Annotated in this window: 16 protein-coding genes; 7 read left to right on the top strand and 9 right to left on the bottom strand. The window is 63.8% G+C overall.

Annotated features, from left to right (window positions below; translation table 11 throughout):
• Positions 1–3: 3 nt before the first annotated feature.
• The 9 genes from HNP02_RS36455 to HNP02_RS36415 all read right to left on the bottom strand — a co-directional run bounded on the left by HNP02_RS36455 (position 4) and on the right by HNP02_RS36415 (position 10,056).
• Positions 4–813: an ABC transporter ATP-binding protein gene (locus tag HNP02_RS36455; protein ID WP_184445525.1), complete on the bottom strand. Its 810-nt coding sequence runs from the start codon at positions 811–813 to the stop codon at positions 4–6.
• A complete protein-coding gene (locus HNP02_RS36450; RefSeq protein WP_184445524.1) occupies positions 803–1,690 on the bottom strand; it encodes an ABC transporter ATP-binding protein in 888 nt (295 codons plus the stop codon). The genes HNP02_RS36455 and HNP02_RS36450 overlap by 11 nt, the downstream gene beginning before the upstream one ends.
• The gene (locus tag HNP02_RS36445; protein ID WP_184445523.1) at positions 1,690–2,637 is read right to left on the bottom strand and encodes an ABC transporter permease; all 948 of its coding nucleotides are present in this window, start codon (positions 2,635–2,637) and stop codon (positions 1,690–1,692) included. The genes HNP02_RS36450 and HNP02_RS36445 overlap by 1 nt, the downstream gene beginning before the upstream one ends.
• Positions 2,638–2,710: 73 nt before the next feature.
• Entirely contained in the window at positions 2,711–3,670 is a 960-nt protein-coding gene (locus tag HNP02_RS36440; protein ID WP_184445522.1) for an ABC transporter permease, read from the bottom strand.
• Entirely contained in the window at positions 3,667–5,295 is a 1,629-nt protein-coding gene (locus tag HNP02_RS36435) for an ABC transporter substrate-binding protein (protein WP_184445521.1), read from the bottom strand. Before HNP02_RS36435 ends, HNP02_RS36440 begins: the two co-directional genes overlap by 4 nt.
• 245 nt (positions 5,296–5,540) lie before the next feature.
• Complete coding sequence (locus HNP02_RS36430; RefSeq protein WP_184445520.1) at positions 5,541–6,302, bottom strand: response regulator transcription factor; 762 nt, start codon at positions 6,300–6,302, stop codon at positions 5,541–5,543.
• A 63-nt stretch (positions 6,303–6,365) separates the two neighbouring features.
• A complete protein-coding gene (locus HNP02_RS36425) occupies positions 6,366–7,208 on the bottom strand; it encodes a hypothetical protein (RefSeq protein ID WP_184445519.1) in 843 nt (280 codons plus the stop codon).
• Positions 7,205–9,610: a LamG domain-containing protein gene (locus tag HNP02_RS36420; RefSeq protein ID WP_221318432.1), complete on the bottom strand. Its 2,406-nt coding sequence runs from the start codon at positions 9,608–9,610 to the stop codon at positions 7,205–7,207. The genes HNP02_RS36425 and HNP02_RS36420 overlap by 4 nt, the downstream gene beginning before the upstream one ends.
• Before the next feature lie 5 nt (positions 9,611–9,615).
• Positions 9,616–10,056: a N,N-dimethylformamidase, small subunit gene (locus HNP02_RS36415; RefSeq protein WP_255507391.1), complete on the bottom strand. Its 441-nt coding sequence runs from the start codon at positions 10,054–10,056 to the stop codon at positions 9,616–9,618.
• Between the two features lie 98 nt (positions 10,057–10,154).
• Here HNP02_RS36415 and HNP02_RS36410 point away from each other — a divergent pair, with 98 nt between their 5' ends.
• The 7 genes from HNP02_RS36410 (at position 10,155) to HNP02_RS36380 (ending at position 15,986) form a co-directional block, all read left to right on the top strand.
• Positions 10,155–10,316 carry a hypothetical protein gene (locus HNP02_RS36410; RefSeq protein WP_184445518.1) on the top strand — a complete coding sequence of 54 codons (162 nt, stop codon included), beginning with the start codon at positions 10,155–10,157 and terminating at the stop codon, positions 10,314–10,316.
• A 262-nt stretch (positions 10,317–10,578) separates the two neighbouring features.
• Complete coding sequence (locus HNP02_RS36405; RefSeq protein ID WP_184445517.1) at positions 10,579–11,247, top strand: ABC transporter substrate-binding protein; 669 nt, start codon at positions 10,579–10,581, stop codon at positions 11,245–11,247.
• Complete coding sequence (locus tag HNP02_RS36400) at positions 11,248–11,946, top strand: amino acid ABC transporter permease (RefSeq protein ID WP_184445516.1); 699 nt, start codon at positions 11,248–11,250, stop codon at positions 11,944–11,946.
• A complete protein-coding gene (locus HNP02_RS36395) occupies positions 11,939–12,733 on the top strand; it encodes an amino acid ABC transporter ATP-binding protein (RefSeq protein ID WP_184445515.1) in 795 nt (264 codons plus the stop codon). The genes HNP02_RS36400 and HNP02_RS36395 overlap by 8 nt, the downstream gene beginning before the upstream one ends.
• 107 nt (positions 12,734–12,840) lie before the next feature.
• Complete coding sequence (locus tag HNP02_RS36390; RefSeq protein WP_184445514.1) at positions 12,841–13,623, top strand: IclR family transcriptional regulator; 783 nt, start codon at positions 12,841–12,843, stop codon at positions 13,621–13,623.
• Positions 13,624–13,712: 89 nt separating this feature from the next.
• Positions 13,713–14,927, top strand: coding sequence for an allantoicase (gene alc, locus HNP02_RS36385; protein ID WP_184445513.1), 1,215 nt, complete (start codon positions 13,713–13,715; stop codon positions 14,925–14,927).
• Positions 14,928–14,951: 24 nt separating this feature from the next.
• The gene (locus HNP02_RS36380) at positions 14,952–15,986 is read left to right on the top strand and encodes a dipeptide epimerase (protein WP_184445512.1); all 1,035 of its coding nucleotides are present in this window, start codon (positions 14,952–14,954) and stop codon (positions 15,984–15,986) included.
• Positions 15,987–16,234: the final 248 nt, after the last annotated feature.

Below are 16,234 nucleotides of genomic sequence, written 5' to 3'. Positions count from 1 at the left end.
CCTTCACCTGGCTGCGCCGGCCAGTTCCGGTTCCAGCACGGCGTCGACGAGCTTGCGGGTGATGGCGGTGCCCGGGTTCGACAGCAACCGATCCACTGGTCCCACCTCGACCAGCCTTCCGTCATCGAGCACCCCGGCGTGCTCGCACATGTGCTCGACGAGTGCGAGGTTGTGCGTGATCAACAGCATGGTGAGCTTGCGTTCACGCTGAAGGTCCTTGAGCAGGTTCAGGATCTGCGCCTGAACCGACACGTCGAGCGCGGCCGTCGGCTCGTCGAGCACGACGAAGTCGGGGTCGTTTATCAGAGCCCGGGCGATGCCGAGACGCTGCCGCTGCCCACCGGAGAACTCGTGAATGTAGCGGTCGTAGTGCGACGGCAGCATGCCCACCCGGTCGAGTAGGTCAAGCGTCTTCTTACGGGCGTCGGCAGCAGACGCTGCCTGAAAGTGCTTGAGCGGATAGGCGATCTGGGCGCCCACGCTGCGTCGCGGGTTGAACGCCGAGCCCGAATCCTGGAAGACCATTTGCATGTGGTGACGGTATCGACGCATGTCGAGGTCGGAGAGGTCCACGAGTTCGTTGCCGTCGAAGGTGACCGATCCCGATGTCGGCTTCTCCAGCCCCAGCACCATGCGGCCCGTCGTCGTCTTGCCGGAACCGGATTCGCCGATCAGGCCGAACGTCTCGCCGCGCTCGATGGTGAAGCTTATCGAGTCGACTGCGACGAACTCGCCGCGCTTGCCGTTCTCGTCGCGCACGGCGAACACCTTCTTCAATTCGGAGACCGCGATCAGCGGATTGTTATGCGACATCGGCGTTCTCCTTCGTCGTGTCATCGCGGAAATCGAACAAGCGCCGGTCCGCGCGCGGAACGGATCGGGTGGCGTCGTTGAGGTGCAGCCGTGGCACTGCCCGCATGAGCCCCTGTGTGTAGGGGTGCTGAGGCCGGTTCAACACCTGTTCCACCGTCCCCGACTCGAGGACATCGCCCCGGCGCATGACGGTGACGTCGGTGCACACGTGCGCGACCACGCCGAAATCATGTGTTACCAACAGGATCGAGGTACCGAGTTCGGAGTTGATGGTGATCAGCAGATCGAGAATCTGCTTCTGAACGGTCGCATCGAGCGCGGTCGTCGGCTCGTCCGCCAGGAGCAACTCAGGCCGGCAGGACAGCGCAATCGCGATGACCACCCGCTGACGCTGCCCCCCGGAAAGTTCATGGGGATAGGCCTTCATACGACGTTTCGGGTCAGGAAGCGCCACCAGCTCGAGCGCCTCGAGGGCCTTGGTTCGGGCCGTCGCCTTGTCCACTCCCTGATGCACCCGGATCACCTCGATCAGCTGTGCACCGACCGTGAACGAAGGATCGAGCGCCGACAGTGCGTTCTGCGAAACCAACCCGATATGCGGACCGCGAATAGCGCGCATTTCTTTGTCGGACTTGGTCAGGAGGTTTTCACCGCGGAACAGGATCTCGCCGCTGGTGATCCTGGCCCGGCTGGTGCCGAGCAGACGCAGCACGGCCAGGGAGGTCACGGACTTTCCGGAGCCGGATTCGCCTACCAATCCGAGGATTCCGCCTTCGCGGACGGAGATGTTCGCGTCCTTCACCGCGTGGACGACCCCGCTGTCGGTGTGGAAGTCGACGGATAGATTCCTGACGTCCAGTGCGTTGTGGACGGTCATCAGCTGGTCTGCTTTCGTGGGTCGAGTGCGTCACGGACCCCGTCGCCGATCAGGTTGAAAGCGAGCGAGACGACGAGGATCAGAAGACCGGGAATGGTGGCGACGTGGTAGATGCCCTCGAGCAACACGTTCCTGCCGTCGGCGGTCATGATGCCCCAGTCCGGAGTGGGCGGGATGACGCCGACACCGAGAAAACTGAGACCGGCCGCGACCACGATCATCAGGCCGCACAACGTCGTTGCGTACACCAGCAGCTGAACGACGACATTCGGCATGAGCTCGCGGAACATCAGCAGCAGCGGATTGGCGCCGTAAGCGCGGGCCGCCTCCAGGTAATCCTTCGACGATTCCTGCACGGTGGCGGTGTACGCAACCCGGGCCATGTACGGGATCAGCGTGATCCCGATCGCGAGCATCACGTTGCCAAGGCCTGCACCCAACACGGCAGACAGGGCGATCGCGAGCAGCACTAGCGGAAACGCGAACAGTACGTCAAGGACCCGCATCAGGGTTTCACCAGCCCTGCTGCGCTGGAACCCGGCGAACAAGCCGATCAGCAGAGCCAGCGGAAACACCACGAGAACCGGGACCACCGCCACCATCAGAGAGTTGCGTCCGCCGTAGAGCAGACGGGTCCAGATATCGCGCCCCTGGCCGTCCAGACCGAGGAAATGACCGTCGGTGCCGACACCGGCCAGGCGTTCGACCGGGTCGCCGGCAACCGGGCTGTAGGGCGTCAGTAGCGGGGCGAAAATCGCCGCCAGAGCCACTAGCACCAGGATGATGAGCGACACCACCGCCATCTTGTCCCGGCTGAAGGCTCGAACAGCCAAGCGCCACTGCGGCTTCGGCTCGTCTGTCTCAGCAGTACCGGGTCCGTCGGCCCGGGACCGGTTGGCTCTGAGAAGTGAGCGGCCCGCGTCGACCGCCTCGGTGACTACGCTCATGCCTCGACTCCCCCTCGCTCCGGTCCTCGCTCGTTCCTCGCTGCGATCCTCACTCGCGGTCGTCTTCGGAGGCTCATGCTCCTGCGCTCCTTCTGGTGCGGGGATCGAGCAGACCGACCGCCACGTCGGCAAAGAGGTTGATGATCACGAAGGCCAACGCGATGAACAGCACACCGGCCTGGACCACCGGGATGTCGCGCTGGGTGATCGAGGTGTAAAGCTGCTGACCGAGGCCCGGCCAGCCGAACACGACTTCGACGAATACCACACCGCCCAGTAAGTAGCCGACCTGCAGGCCGATGATGTTGACGATCGGCGGCAGCGCATTGCGCAGGGCATGCCGCCAGAGAACGGAAGTCGTGGCGAGCCCGGACGCACGCAGCGTGCGGATGTAGTCCTGCTGGAGGATGTCGATCATCACGCTTCGCGTCATCCGAGCGATCACCGCGAGTGGCACCAGCGCCGCGGCGATGGCCGGCAGGATGAGGTGCGCCGAGAGATCGCCCACCCCGCCGGGGAAGCGGGGGTTGTACATGCCGGACGTGGGCAACCAACCGAGACCGATGGCGAAGATGCCGATCAGCAGCAACCCGAACCAGTAGACGGGAACGCTCGCGCCGGCCAGCGAGATCATCATTGAGGCTCGGTCGAAGATGCTGTATTGCTTGTGGGCCGCGATGACCCCGAGCGGAACGGCGACAAGGATGCACAGCACGAGCGCCGCCGCCGTGAGGATCAGCGTGTTCGCGAAGCGGGGCAGCATGATGTCGGTGACCGGAGTGTTGATGGTCAGGGAACGGCCCAGATCACCCTGGAGCAATCCACCGAGATAGTCGAAGAATTGCACCGGCAGTGACCGGTCCAGGCCGAGCTCGGTTCGCAGCGCGGCGACGGTCTGGGCGGTCGCGCCGGACCCCAGGATGGTGACGGCCGGATCGCCCGGCACCATCTGCAGCAACAGGAAGACGATGAGGCTGACGCCGAAGAGCACGAGAATGGTTGAAAATAGCCTACTTCCGATGGCACGGGTCATTGATTGAGCCTCACGTGGGTCAGGTCGTACCACTCTTCGCTCGCCGAGACGAACCCGGAGACGTAGGGGGCCAGGATGTAGGGGGCTTTGTCGTTGACGATGGGGACCAGGGCGCTGTCATCGGTGACTATGTTGTTCGCTTGGCGCCAGAACTTGGCGGCTTCCTTGGGGTCCAGCGCGGTGATCGCGTTGTCCATCGCTTTGTCGAGGGCGGGGTTGGCGTAGTACCCGACGTTCGGGCCGTTGGGTGCCTGAAGCTCAGATGAGGTGGCAATGTAGAGCCAGTAGGGGCTGGTCATTCCCCAGGACATCTGCGCCATGCCGACGCCGTCCTGCATACCCCGGGCCCACACGCCCAGGTATGAGATCCATTCCTGGGTCTGAATTTTGAGGTTGATGCCGATCTCCGCGAGGTTCTGCTGGATGAACTCCGCCATCTGCGCCGGCATGATCTGGCCGGAACCGTCGGTCGAGGTGATCAACGTCGTCTCGAACCCATTCGCCAGGCCCGCCGACGCCAACAGCTGCCGGGCCTTGTCGAGGTTGCGCTGGTAGGCGTCTTTGCGTTCGACGTAGCCACCCGCCGACAGTGCTTGGACTCCCAGCGCCGGATTCACCGAGCCGCGCAACAAGTCCTGCGCCATCCCCTCGCGGTCGATCGCGAGGTTGATTGCCTCACGTACTTCGCGTTTCGAGGTGTACTTGTCCTTCATGTTGAAGGACAAGTACCAAATGTGGGGCGGGATGCCCTCGGAGAGTTGATATCCCTCGTTCACCAGGTTGTCGATACTGTCCGGGTTCGGCACCGCGATCATGTCGACGTCCCCGGACCTCAGCGCGGCCGTGCGTGCCGATGGGTCGGGCAGGGGCCGGAAGACCACGCCGTCGATCGATGGAACCGTGCCCCAGTAATCATCGTTGCGCACCAGGTCGATTCGCTCACCGCGGATACGTTCTTTGAACTTGAACGGCCCGGTGCCCACCGGATGGTCGGCGATGTCCTCGCCGTAGGTCTTGAGTGCAGTCGGGCTGATGATCGCAGTCGAACCACTACCGCCTTGTGCCAGCATCCGCAGAAACTCGGAGAAGGGTTGTTTCAACCGGATTTTCAGGGTGTGGTCGTCGACGGTTTCGACCGAGTCGAGGAACTTCCAGACGAATGTCGTCTGGCCGGCCGCCTTGACCGAGTACTGCGGAGAGTTCTTGTCCCACATCCGGCGGATGTTGTATTCGACCGCTTGCGCATTGAGCGGTGTGCCATCGTGGAACCGCACCCCGCGTCGAATGTGAAAGGTGTACTCCAGGCCGTCCGCTGAGATATCCCACGACGCGGCCAGCCCGGGTCGCAGCGGCGGAACCGTGACTTCCTGCGAAGGTTTCGTCAGATCCTCGTCGACAAGCGGTTCGAACATCTGCCGGTTGATTCGCCACGTCACCCAACCCCCAGCCACCTGCGGGTCGAGTACGTCGGCCTCGGACTCGATCGCGATCACGAAGACATTTCCGGTACGCACTGGTCCCCGCGAACAGCCGGCGAGTGCGGAGACACTGAGAAGCGCGATGAAGCAGACCGCGACTAACCGCAATGACAGGCGCCGCTGCGTCCTTCGGGGTCCGTGCGTCATCGGTGGATCCTCTGGTCTGATGAAGAAGCTCATCCAGGTCTGCACTGCGCCACGGCGCGCAGTGGTATCAGGCGATGTAGGTACACGGTATGGAATTCGTTGCTCCGACGAAATACGTCATCCGACGTATTTGTCACGAATGATTCTGATTGGCAATCGAATACAGTCCCGCCGATCGGCGCAGCGCGAACACGCGGAAAGACCGGATGGCCATATTCGGCTGTCCGGCGTACCGGCGCCGACGGTCAGAGCCCGGCCACTCGATTCAGCGGCGGCCGCGGCGCCGACACGACGACGCGCTTCTGATCGAAGAGTTCCAGTTCGGTGGCGTGCACAGCCGCCGCTACCCGGTTGGCCACGCCGAGCTTTCGCAGCACGCGTTCGACATGGGTGCTGACCGTGCGTGGCGACAGGAACAGCCGATCACTGATTTCGGTGTTCGACAGGCCACCGCGAAGCAGCGCAAGAATCTCCTGCTCTCGGGGGGTCAGCCGGGCACGTGCTTGCTCGCGCATCCGGGTGACGTACTTCGTGAACAGCGGACGGACCGACTCGACCAGACAGCGACTTCGCGGCGAAAACTCAGGATGCTCCATGTTGGCTTGACACAACCCGACCACGTCTCCGGCGCCATCGTGCAACACCATCAGGAAACCGTTGGTAAAGCCTTCCGGACGCAGCACCTTGGCGCCACTGTAGGAATCGGAGAACTCAGGTACGTCGTCCCAGTCCCAGACCCGACTCTGGTCGGCAAACTGCCTGGAGAACTCCGGCATCGCCTGGATGTCCGACGTCAGATGCCCGGCGACCGCATCGGAGTACCCGACCGAGTTGACCAGGCTGAACCCGATCGCTCGAGGCGTCTTGTAGGCAAGGAGAAAGGTGTCGCAGCGAGCCTCGATGCGAAGAAAGTCGACGGCACCACGAATCCGTACCTCGGTGTCGGTAGACACCATGTCGGCGGCAATCGAGGTGAAGTCCCGAGTTTCGTGCCCCGCCGCAGCCATCTCGTTCTCCGTCTCGGCTCATGTCCACTGATCTGCGTACCACCAGTCGACTATGTGCGAACGTCAACGAGGTTCGGGTCCTGTTTCCTCGCCGTTAAGACACGAGTGAGATGGCCCACACTGACTTGCAGCGTCGAATCCGGCGGCAGCCAGTCCGGTGAGCAGTCCTGGATCGAGGAGCGGGATCGTGCCGGTCCGGTGCAGCAGCGCCCACACCAAAGTGCTCCGCGTATGACCAGCCGGGCGGCTGAGCACGACGAAAGTGGCTGTCCCGTAGTGCACCAGGGCGAGGTTGGGCGCCACGGCGGTGACGCAGGTACGGTCGCCATCGAGCGTGCCGGCGATGGCCGACGCTGCCCGCAGCGGAGTGTCGAGCCAATTCCCGGGTACCAATCGCAGACCGGTCGCGACGACCTCCGAGTCGTCCGGTGAGGGCGTAACGGCGATCGGAAGCGGTGGCGGCTCGGTCATCGTGACGTTCACGAACAACAGCGAACCCCACTGTGCGAGAGGCAGTCTGACGGTCCTGCGTCCGTCGCCGAGGAACTGAGCCCTGGACGCACCGCTCGGATCGGTCCTGCTGTCGAGCACGTCGCCGTCTTCGCTGAAGGCACAGGCCAAGTGTGGGCACCTGACATTGCGGGTGCTTCCGCAGTGCACCGGGATCGACACGCATCCGCCGAACGGCCTAGCGTTGATCGCGGCCATCAAACCGTCGTCGGTGCGCCGCACATGGGCACCGTGATACCCGACCGTCGCAGGCAGCACCGCCCCGACCTCGCTGAGTTGCTCGGCCAGCCCCACACATACCCAGGTGCCGGTCCAGTCCGCGGTCTCCGCTGCTGGGTGCTGCCCCGTCGATGCCGGCCGCAGCAGCAGATTTCTGTGTGCCACAGTGGGGGTCATCCGCTACCGACTTCCTCGGGCAGGTGGTAGTTCAGCGCTGGGGTCGACTCGAACCTGCCCCGCGTGCGGATCTCTGAGGCATCCGGTGCGGGTAGTGGTCCGTCCTGGGCGAAGCGGTTGAGCACGTTCGCGGTCAACGTCGAGATGTTGTTGTCGTAGTTGTTGTGCGAGAGGCTGCCGCAGTACGAGATCGAACTGAACGACCACACCCCACCGCCGTTGGGCGTCTCGTGGAATGCCATGTCGGCGCGGATCCTCGGGTGCTGGGTACCGGTGTGTCCGGGAGCATTGGTCAAGATCAACTCTGTCACCGTCAGATAGGCGTCGGTGTGCAGTCCGGCTGACGTAGCAACCAGCAGAGTGTGCGGCGGCGAGCCCAGCGTGGTGTCGACGTTGTCGAGCTCAGCGCCAGCCGCGCCGCCCCCGACCAGACCGAAGTCACCGAGCCGTTCGCCGTACTCGATGCCGTCGAAAGCCCACGCGACCCGGGGATCGTCGCTCTCCGGTGTGCGCTTGAAGTATGTCGAGACGTCAAAGCCCTGCGCCACCATCGACGTTCCACTCACCGCGGCCATATCACGGCCGAGGAACCGCCACATACCGCCGAGCTTGCCGTCGCTCTGGTGGTAGTACTCGCCGGGCTGAGCCTGCCAGGGCCGGATACCCGACTCGCAGCGGCGCATCTCGGTGATCTCGCCCCGTCCGTACCCGGAGTGGAATGTGTGCCGCCAATAGAAGCCGTCTCCACCCATGTACATGAACCGGCCGCCGCGATCCTTGTAGGCGTGGATGGCGTCGAGGTACCGGCCGTCCTTGTGCTCGGGGTGCGACCCGGTGAGCAACACGTTGTAGCCCTCGATCCGCTCCAGGCCGTCGTAGCTGATGTCCTCGTCGGTGATGACGTCGAAGTCATAGCCCAGCTGGATCAGCCAATCGATCAGGTGCAGGTCCGCGTTGAACTGCCACGGTGCCTGCGTGATGACCGAGTCGCACTTGGGCCGGAAGTTGAGCACCGGCCGCAGCCTCGATGACATGTGCACTCCGGAACCGTCACTGTGGGTGTCGTACAGCGAGTAGCCGTATTCCCGGTGCACGCTCAGGAAGATGTTCTGCGGCGCCATGATAGGAGTGCGATAGACCAAGGCCTCCAGGCTGCCGAAGTTGCTGGCCTGATGCTCGTTCGCGTACGCCATGTAGTCGGTGGTCGACATGATGACGGCGATTTTGGACTGCGGCGCACCGAGCGGGGTACGGACCATGAAGGGGATGTAGTCCTCGTCGCCCTCATTGGTCGTGAGCTTCACGGCGTAAACGGCGCTGGGCAGATCGGCGGGCACCGTAACGGTGAAATCGACTGTCCAACGCGCGTCGTCGACATCATCGTCGTGGAAGTGGATGGCGCCGTATTCGCGGTGATCGGCGCTCCACGACATCTGGGTGCCGCTCCAGTTGTGGCCGGTCATCCCGCGGGCAGGTAGGCCGACGAGTTCGCCGTCGAGCCGGTACGGCCCGCTGTCGACGATCGTGCGGGTCGGTATCTCCAGGTTGAAGTCCCAGGCGGCCACCATGGCGGCGCCGAGCTCCGCGGACGGCCCGACACCGCGCCGCTCATCCATCCCCGCCGCGGATCCGAGCTTCATGGTCTCGATCTCCAGGCGGGTCAGGGCCCGCGAACACAGCCGTGCGGCGTCGATCTTGCCGTTGTAGTGGTCAGTCATCACCCAGCCGTGCGGCTGCAACGACGTACCGTCGGGCTCAGTGTGACTCGGATGGGCAGCGAAGGTGAACGGCACCGCAGTGTGTGCGGCGCGTTCGGTGAACACCGCCTCGTCGGGTTCGGGTTTGGGATCAAGCGCGTAGCGGATCTGCGGCTCGTGATACAGGACAGCGCAACCGGTTTCCGCGTCGAACGTCGCCGCGATGAAGTGCCAGGCCCGGTCGCGAACCGGTTCGGCGGCCGTGAGCGTCTGGCCGTTGATTCGCAGACACACCCGACCATCCAGGTCGAGGAACAGCCCGTAACCGCGGCCGTCGGCCCACTTGCCCATGATCATCTGCTCACCGGGCGACCAGTAGCCGTCTACCTTGGTGGGCATCGTCGGCCAGATCCAGCACTGCATGGTCAAGCTGTCCACCCGCATCGGGCGGCGGTCGAGCACCACGGCGTAGGAACCGGCATGGATGGTCTGGGGCTGACCCGGATAGGTACCGTTGAGCGGCGAGTCGATGACCTCTTCCTTGACGCCCGGCCCGCTCGGGTGGGTATCGCCGTGGATCAGTTTGACCAGTTCGGCACGGTAGGAGGCGGGGCCGTCGCAGTTGACGAAGAAGTCGATGCTGTCCCCTTGCTCGACCGACCACTTGCTACCGTACCCGGTCAGTCGCAGCAGCGCGGGGTACATGTCCGTCACGCCCAGTTCTCCCCTCGCGCCTTCCACGCCGGTGTGCAGTGCTCGGGCATCCCGTCCTCGGCGGGGTACTGCTCGAGCCGCATCGCGAAGATCTCGGCCTGCGCGGACTGTTCGTCGGCGAACACGCGGGTATCGATGAACTTCGGTGGGACGCCGCGGATCCCGGACAGCCTGGCGATGCGCCACTCCTGCTCGAGTTTGGTGCAGACGATGATCAGCTTGCCGCCGAAGGCGCCCGTCGGCTGCATCCGCATCCGGGTCAGCACGCGCTCGAGTCTCACGTCGTCCTGGATGCCGGCGTGCGCGCCGATCGCGCTACCCGGCCTTTCGGTACGCAGAACGGAGAACCCGGGCACTCCGCGAAAGTCCTCGACGCTCGCTTGGATCTCGTCGAGCATCTGCTGTCGCGTGGCGTCGTCTTGCGGAATCGGGATCATCTACCGGCTTCCTTCGCATCTGTGTGCACGACCAGGTCAACTGGGCTGTTGGATTCTTCCGACGTTATCGACTCCAGGCTCGCGACACCATCGGGTAAATGACGGATATTGACGCGAATGTGCTTGCACCAGTATTGATTTACGAAACCTGGCGGAAACTCCTTGTCAGCATTCGTAACATTCGGCCGGTGATCGGGCTTGGTGCGGACGGTAGCGAGGATGGATCTCGGGCGAACAGTATTGGCGCGCTTGCGGTTTGAGACTTAAGCGTGGTCTTTACAGACGGGAAACGGGAACTTAACTTCGGTGCCGCCGAAGTTCGTTGACCCCTTCTCGAGCGTTCTGTCAGTGTTCAAGCATCGACTTTGATCTGTGTTCCGTGGATTGAGCGGACCGTTGTGAGGGAGCAAACACGTGCGCGTCTGGAGTTTAGTGCGCTTGATACTGGTGGCCTGTGTCTTGGCGCTGCTGGCTGGATGCAGCAACCCGCCTGCCGGCGCGCCGGCAGGCGGAACTTTGCGGGTGGCAATCAATCCGGGGTTCGTCCCCTTCGAGCAGATCGAGAACGGGCAACTGGTGGGGTTCGACGTTGATCTGGCGAACGCGCTGGCTGACAAGCTGGGCAAGAAAGCCGCCTTCGATCAAATGCCGTTCACCAGCTTGCTTGCAACGGTCACGTCTGGACGTGCCGACATCGCAATCTCCGGCATTCTGGACACCCCCGAGCGGCGCAAGGAAGTGGCCTTCTCGAAGGCCTATGTCCGCGACTCGTTCGTCTTGACCGTCAATGAGTCGAACCAGTCCGTCAAAGACCTGGCGGGTCTGGCAGACGCCAAGATCGCCGTTCAGGTGGGCACCGTACCTGAGTCCTTCGTTCGCGAGAAGCTGCCCGCGGCGCAGTTCGTCACCGTCCAAGACACACCGTCGGCATTTCAGCTGGTGGCCCAGGGCCGGGCCGACGCCGTCGTCACCGACGCTCCGGTAGCCGGCTACTACGTCAAGAAGGTCGGCGGACTGAAGCTTCTCCCCACACCGCTGAACACCGCACAGCCCATCGCCGCCGTGGTACCGCTGAACAGCCCCTTGCTGCCAGAGGTCAATTCGGCCCTAGACGCCTTGGATGCCGACGGCACATTGGCCAAACTGCGCCAGCAGTGGTTCGGTGACACCACCACGCAGAACGGCGCATGAATGGACGCCATCATCGACAACCTGCCCTACCTGGCGACCGGTTTTGCCACCACGCTGGGCTGCGCCGCCGGGGCTCTCGTACTGGCACTGATCCTCGGCGGCATTCTCGGGACGTTGGACTACGCCGCGCCCTTCCGGCCGCTGCGCTGGGCAATCCGGGCTTTCGTCGGGTTGTTCCGCAACACGCCGTTCCTCGTGCAGCTCTACGTCTGGTACTTCGGCCTGCCCTACATCGGCGTGCAGCTCTCCCCGCTGGCCGCCGGGCTGGCCGGACTGGGCCTCTACGGCGCCAGCTACGTCACCGAGATCGTTCGCGGCGCAATGACCGGTGTCGGACGCGAGCAGGAAGAAGCCGGCTTGTCGGCGGGTCTGGATCGGTGGGACGTCACCATCAGGATCATCTGGCCGCAAGCCTTCACGGGCATGATCCCGGCCCTGACCAACGAGATGGTGGCGCTGATCAAGAACACCTCGTTGTTGGGCTTCATCACGATCACCGAGCTGACCCTGCGTACCCAACAGGCGATCAGCTCCACCTTCGCCTCATTGCCGTTGTATCTGACCGCCGGGGCGATGTACCTGGCGGTCAACGTTCTACTGACGACACTGGCCCGTCGTCTGGAGAAGAAGCTGGCGCGCACCGGTCGCGGCAGCGCGCTGCAAATGGCATCACGAGAAGAGGTGACGGCCGGTGCCTGAGATCGCACTGTTGGAAGAGACCGCAACGCAACCGGTGCTCGACATCCAGGGCTTGGGCGTATCCATCGGCGGCACAGCGCTGCTCTCCGACATCACATGCCAACTGCACCGGGGCCACACCCTCAGCGTGGTGGGCCCCTCGGGCTCGGGGAAGAGCACCTTCCTGCGGTGTCTGAACAGGCTGGAACTCACGTCGGCCGGGACAGTGCTCCTCAACGGCGTGCCGACGGACTCGCTGCCGGCCAAGCAGTTGCGAAGCCGCGTGGGCTTGGTGTCGCAGAAGTTCGCCCTGTTCGGACATCTCAACACGTTGTCCAACGTGGCATTGCCGTTGCGGCGAGTGCGTGGCATGGCCAAACCCGCGGCGGACGAGCTGGCGGCTGTCTGGCTGGAACGGGTTGGACTGGCCGGGCTGGAGCGGCGCCGACCGCACGAACTGTCCGGCGGTCAGCAGCAGCGGGTCGCGATCGCTCGCGCGGCGGCGCTGGAGCCCGACGTTCTGCTGTTCGACGAGGTCACCAGCGCACTTGACCCCGAACTGGTCGACGAGGTGGAGAACGTGATCCTAGAGCTGGGCGCCGCCGGGACCACGTTGATCGTCGTGACGCATGACATCCCATTTGCGGCGAAGGTCGGCGACACCATGATGATGCTGGACCGCGGGAAAATCATCGAGTATGGCACTGCCCGCGAGGTACTGAACAGCTCACAGCCAAGGTCGCAGCGGTTTTTCCTGCGGCACCTACGGGGACTGCCCCTCGACACCGACACACTGACGAGCCGCTGATGACGCCCGATGCATCAGTGGCCGTTCGCCATGGTTTGGCGCACTACCAAGCTGCCGTCAGTTTCGTCGCCGGGCCTGCCTGTGCGCCAGGTCGCATGATTGAAGACGTGCCCGATAAGCGTGGACTCGGTAGAGGCGCCGAACGTCCTGACGCGTCCTCGGGTGTGCGTTCCCTGCGCAGGGGCCTGGAGGTGCTGCAGGCCATCGCCGACGCCGGAGGCGAGGTCAGTCTGCGCGAGCTGTCCAAGCGCCTGCAGCTGGCGGAGTCCACCGTGCACGGGTTACTGCACACGTTGGTGCTCAGTGGACACGTTGTGCGCACGTCGGAGCGCCGTTACGGGTTGGGTCATGCGCTGATCCAGCTCGGTGAAGCCACGAACCGCAAATTGGGCGTTCAGGCCACTGCTGCCCTGCAACAGGTCGCGGCGCTGACCGGCGAGAACGCCGACCTGGCGGTGCTGGAGGGAGCCGACGCAGTCTACATCGCACAAGCGGTCATGCCGGGTTCGACGAGATCGGCCCGCGAGGTCGAGCGCCGACTGCCGGCTCGGGCAACGGCCGCGGGACGGGCACTGCTGAGCCAACTGACCCCCAGCGAACTCACGGTTTTCATCCAACGTCATCTGCCGCGAGCCAATCCCCTTCCCCCCCAACTGGTTACCGATCTGGCGCACGTGCGTCGACGCGGATATGCCTCAGAAACGGATGAAGTGGAGCTAGGAATCTCTTGCGTGGCCGTGCCCGTGGCCGCAGGACCAGTGCCGCTCACGTTGACCGTCACAGGGCCGTCCGATCGTCTGACGGCTGAACGCATACCCGCCCTGGCGCCACATCTTCGCCGCATCGCTGAGCAACTCGCCTCAGATCTGCGCCGCTCGCTGCAGCCTTGACTGCGTCCAAATCCCATCCACCGCCGGCCATTACGCAACAGTGGCGCGTCGTCATAACCGAAGGGTTTGCTTTGACTAGGACAACCGAAATGCCCAGGTGTGACCTCGCCGCGCGACTGCTCGGGGGCACCGTCATGGCGGCCAGCGACGAGGCGTTCGGGGAGAAGGAGAACCTGCTCAACCCGGAACCGGTGCACTTCGTTCCCGGCTCGTTCAGTGCCCGCGGAGAAATCGTCGACGGCTGGGAGACCAGGCGACGGCGCGACCCCGGGGTCGATTGGGCGTTGGTTCGGCTGGGCGCACCCGGCATCATCCGCTCCATCGATGTCGACACCACATCGTTCACTGGCAATCACCCGGTGGGCTGCAGGATCGAAGCCTGCGGCGTCGAAGGCTATCCCGGGCCTCAGGATCTCACCCACGCCGACTGGCACGAAATCGTCCCCGATTCGCCTCTGACCGCCGACGAGTCGAACCTCTTCGGCGTCGACGGTGACACGCGGTTCACCCACGTTCGCGTCACGATCTGGCCCGACGGCGGAGTGGGGCGTCTGCGGATCTACGGCCACCCCGTGCCCGATCCCCGCGATTTCGACATCGGTGCCCAAGACCTGGCCTCACAACAGTGCGGTGGACAAGTCATCGACAACAGCGATGGGTTCTACAGTCCCGCAAGAGCACTCAACCGACCAGACATGGCTCGCTCGATGGGCGAGGGATGGGAGACTCGGCGCAGCCGCGGACGAGAACCTGACTGGGTGATCATCAAGCTGGCCGCTCGTGCCCACGTCCACGGACTCGTGGTCGACACCGCCTACTTCCGCTACAACGCCTCCGCCGCCGTGTCACTTGACGGTGCAGACGACGATCTCACCGACGGCACCACCACGTCAGATCCGATCTCGTGGTCGTGGAAAGAGCTGTTGCCGCAGACGACCCTGCAACCCGATACCCGCCACACCTTCTGGCTAACCGACCTCAACCCCGCCTCCTATCTGCCGCCGGTAACCCATGTCCGCCTCCAAGCGCAGCCCGACGGCGGCTTGTCGCGGGTGCGCGTCATCGCCACCCCCGACAGCGAGGGACGCTGGGTGCTCGCGCAGACGTGGTGGAACTCGCTGCCCGCATCCCAATTGACGCAAATCCTCACTGGAGCAGGGATTTCCGCAACAATGGCCAATGAACTGATTGCGCGCCGACCCCTTCTGGACAGGAACAACTCGCGGCATCCGGACGACGATTCGGGTATCGAGTCTGCGATGTCAATCATCATTGACCGATTGCTTCTCGGCGTCGCCGGCTGAAAGGGCGGGCACCAGATCATGCAGATGGACATCTGGACCCAAACGTTGAGACTACGCAGCCCGCTGCGGATATCGCGTTCGCTAACCACCGCAGTCGACAACGTGTTCGTCGCGATCACAGCAGGAGGACAGACCGGCTATGGTGAAGCCGCGCCAGGGCCGTGGCGCGGCGAACCCATCGACGCCATCCTGTATTACCTACACCAGGCAGCGCCGCTGCTGGGCGACGATCCCTTCGCCAGCGACGCCATTCTCAAGCGACTCGATCAGCACCTGCCCGACGTCCGAGCCGCCCGCTCGGCCGTGGACATGGCCCTGGCCGACCTGGTCGGCAAGCTAGTGGGCCAACCACTGTTCCGGCTACTCGGGCTCGATGCCGACGCCACCTGCGAACTGTGCTTCACCATCGGCCTCGACCGCGTCGACTCCATGGTCGCCGCCGCCGTCGACGCCGCCACGAAATACCGCGCTCTCAAGATCAAGCTGGGCTGCCCGGAGGACGCGACGATCGTGCGCGAGATCGCCGGGGCCGTCGACGTTCCCCTGCGGGTGGACGCCAACGGCGGCTGGACGGCCAAGTACACGATGGAACTCATCGACGACGTGCTCGTCCCATGCGGGGTCAGTCTGCTCGAACAACCCGTGGCCGCCAACGACTTCCACGGTTTGGCTGAAGTGCATGCGGCGTCACCCATCCCCGTCATCGCCGACGAATCAATCACGGACCTGGCCTCGCTCCGCCCACTCATCGACATCTGCTCAGGCATTGACATCAAACTCACCAAGTGCGGCGGACTGACCGAAGCAATGCAGCTCATTGCCGCAGCACGCGCCGTAGGACTGTCCGTCATGATCGGCTGTGAAGTCGAGACCTCCCTCGCCATCACCGCCGCCGCCACGCTCACGTGTCTCGCCGACTACGCCGACCTTGACTTACACCTATGGCTCGACGACGACCCCTATGACGGTGTGCAGTTAAAGGAAGGACGATTCGCCCTACCCACGCATCCAGGCCTCGGAATCCGAGAAGCGGCTCAAAGCGCCAGGACGCCTCAGTAGAAGATGTCGAGATGCAACGAAGATTGACCGGAATCGCCGGTGTAGTTTGACCAAATCTCGGCGTGTCGCGGAAGGCTGTCAATCTTCGTTGCAAAAGTCCAGGTAAAAGCGGTTCCGCAGTCGACCTTCGCAGAGCGACGCAGCGCATCAGTGCATCAGTGCATCAGTGCATCAGTGCATCAGTGCATCAGTGCATCAGTGCATCAGTGCATCAGTGCATCAGTGCATCAGTGCATCAGTGCATCAGT

The organism is Mycobacterium sp. AZCC_0083, from assembly GCF_014202335.1.
Lineage (GTDB): Bacteria > Actinomycetota > Actinomycetes > Mycobacteriales > Mycobacteriaceae > Mycobacterium.
This window is presented reverse-complemented; position numbering and strand designations above follow the sequence as displayed.

Bases quoted from the DNA above. Each gene is read 5' to 3' on its own strand.
- alc (WP_184445513.1), top strand. From the start codon at position 13,713: ATGCCCAGGTGTGACCTCGCCGCGCGACTGCTCGGGGGCACCGTCATG.
- HNP02_RS36415 (WP_255507391.1), bottom strand. From the start codon at position 10,056: ATGATCCCGATTCCGCAAGACGACGCCACGCGACAGCAGATGCTCGAC.
- HNP02_RS36430 (WP_184445520.1), bottom strand. From the start codon at position 6,302: ATGGCTGCGGCGGGGCACGAAACTCGGGACTTCACCTCGATTGCCGCC.
- HNP02_RS36425 (WP_184445519.1), bottom strand. From the start codon at position 7,208: ATGACCCCCACTGTGGCACACAGAAATCTGCTGCTGCGGCCGGCATCG.
- HNP02_RS36445 (WP_184445523.1), bottom strand. From the start codon at position 2,637: ATGAGCGTAGTCACCGAGGCGGTCGACGCGGGCCGCTCACTTCTCAGA.
- HNP02_RS36455 (WP_184445525.1), bottom strand. From the start codon at position 813: ATGTCGCATAACAATCCGCTGATCGCGGTCTCCGAATTGAAGAAGGTG.
- HNP02_RS36400 (WP_184445516.1), top strand. From the start codon at position 11,248: ATGGACGCCATCATCGACAACCTGCCCTACCTGGCGACCGGTTTTGCC.
- HNP02_RS36440 (WP_184445522.1), bottom strand. From the start codon at position 3,670: ATGACCCGTGCCATCGGAAGTAGGCTATTTTCAACCATTCTCGTGCTC.
- HNP02_RS36380 (WP_184445512.1), top strand. From the start codon at position 14,952: ATGGACATCTGGACCCAAACGTTGAGACTACGCAGCCCGCTGCGGATA.
- HNP02_RS36450 (WP_184445524.1), bottom strand. From the start codon at position 1,690: ATGACCGTCCACAACGCACTGGACGTCAGGAATCTATCCGTCGACTTC.
- HNP02_RS36410 (WP_184445518.1), top strand. From the start codon at position 10,155: ATGACGGATATTGACGCGAATGTGCTTGCACCAGTATTGATTTACGAA.
- HNP02_RS36420 (WP_221318432.1), bottom strand. From the start codon at position 9,610: ATGTACCCCGCGCTGCTGCGACTGACCGGGTACGGTAGCAAGTGGTCG.
- HNP02_RS36435 (WP_184445521.1), bottom strand. From the start codon at position 5,295: ATGACGCACGGACCCCGAAGGACGCAGCGGCGCCTGTCATTGCGGTTA.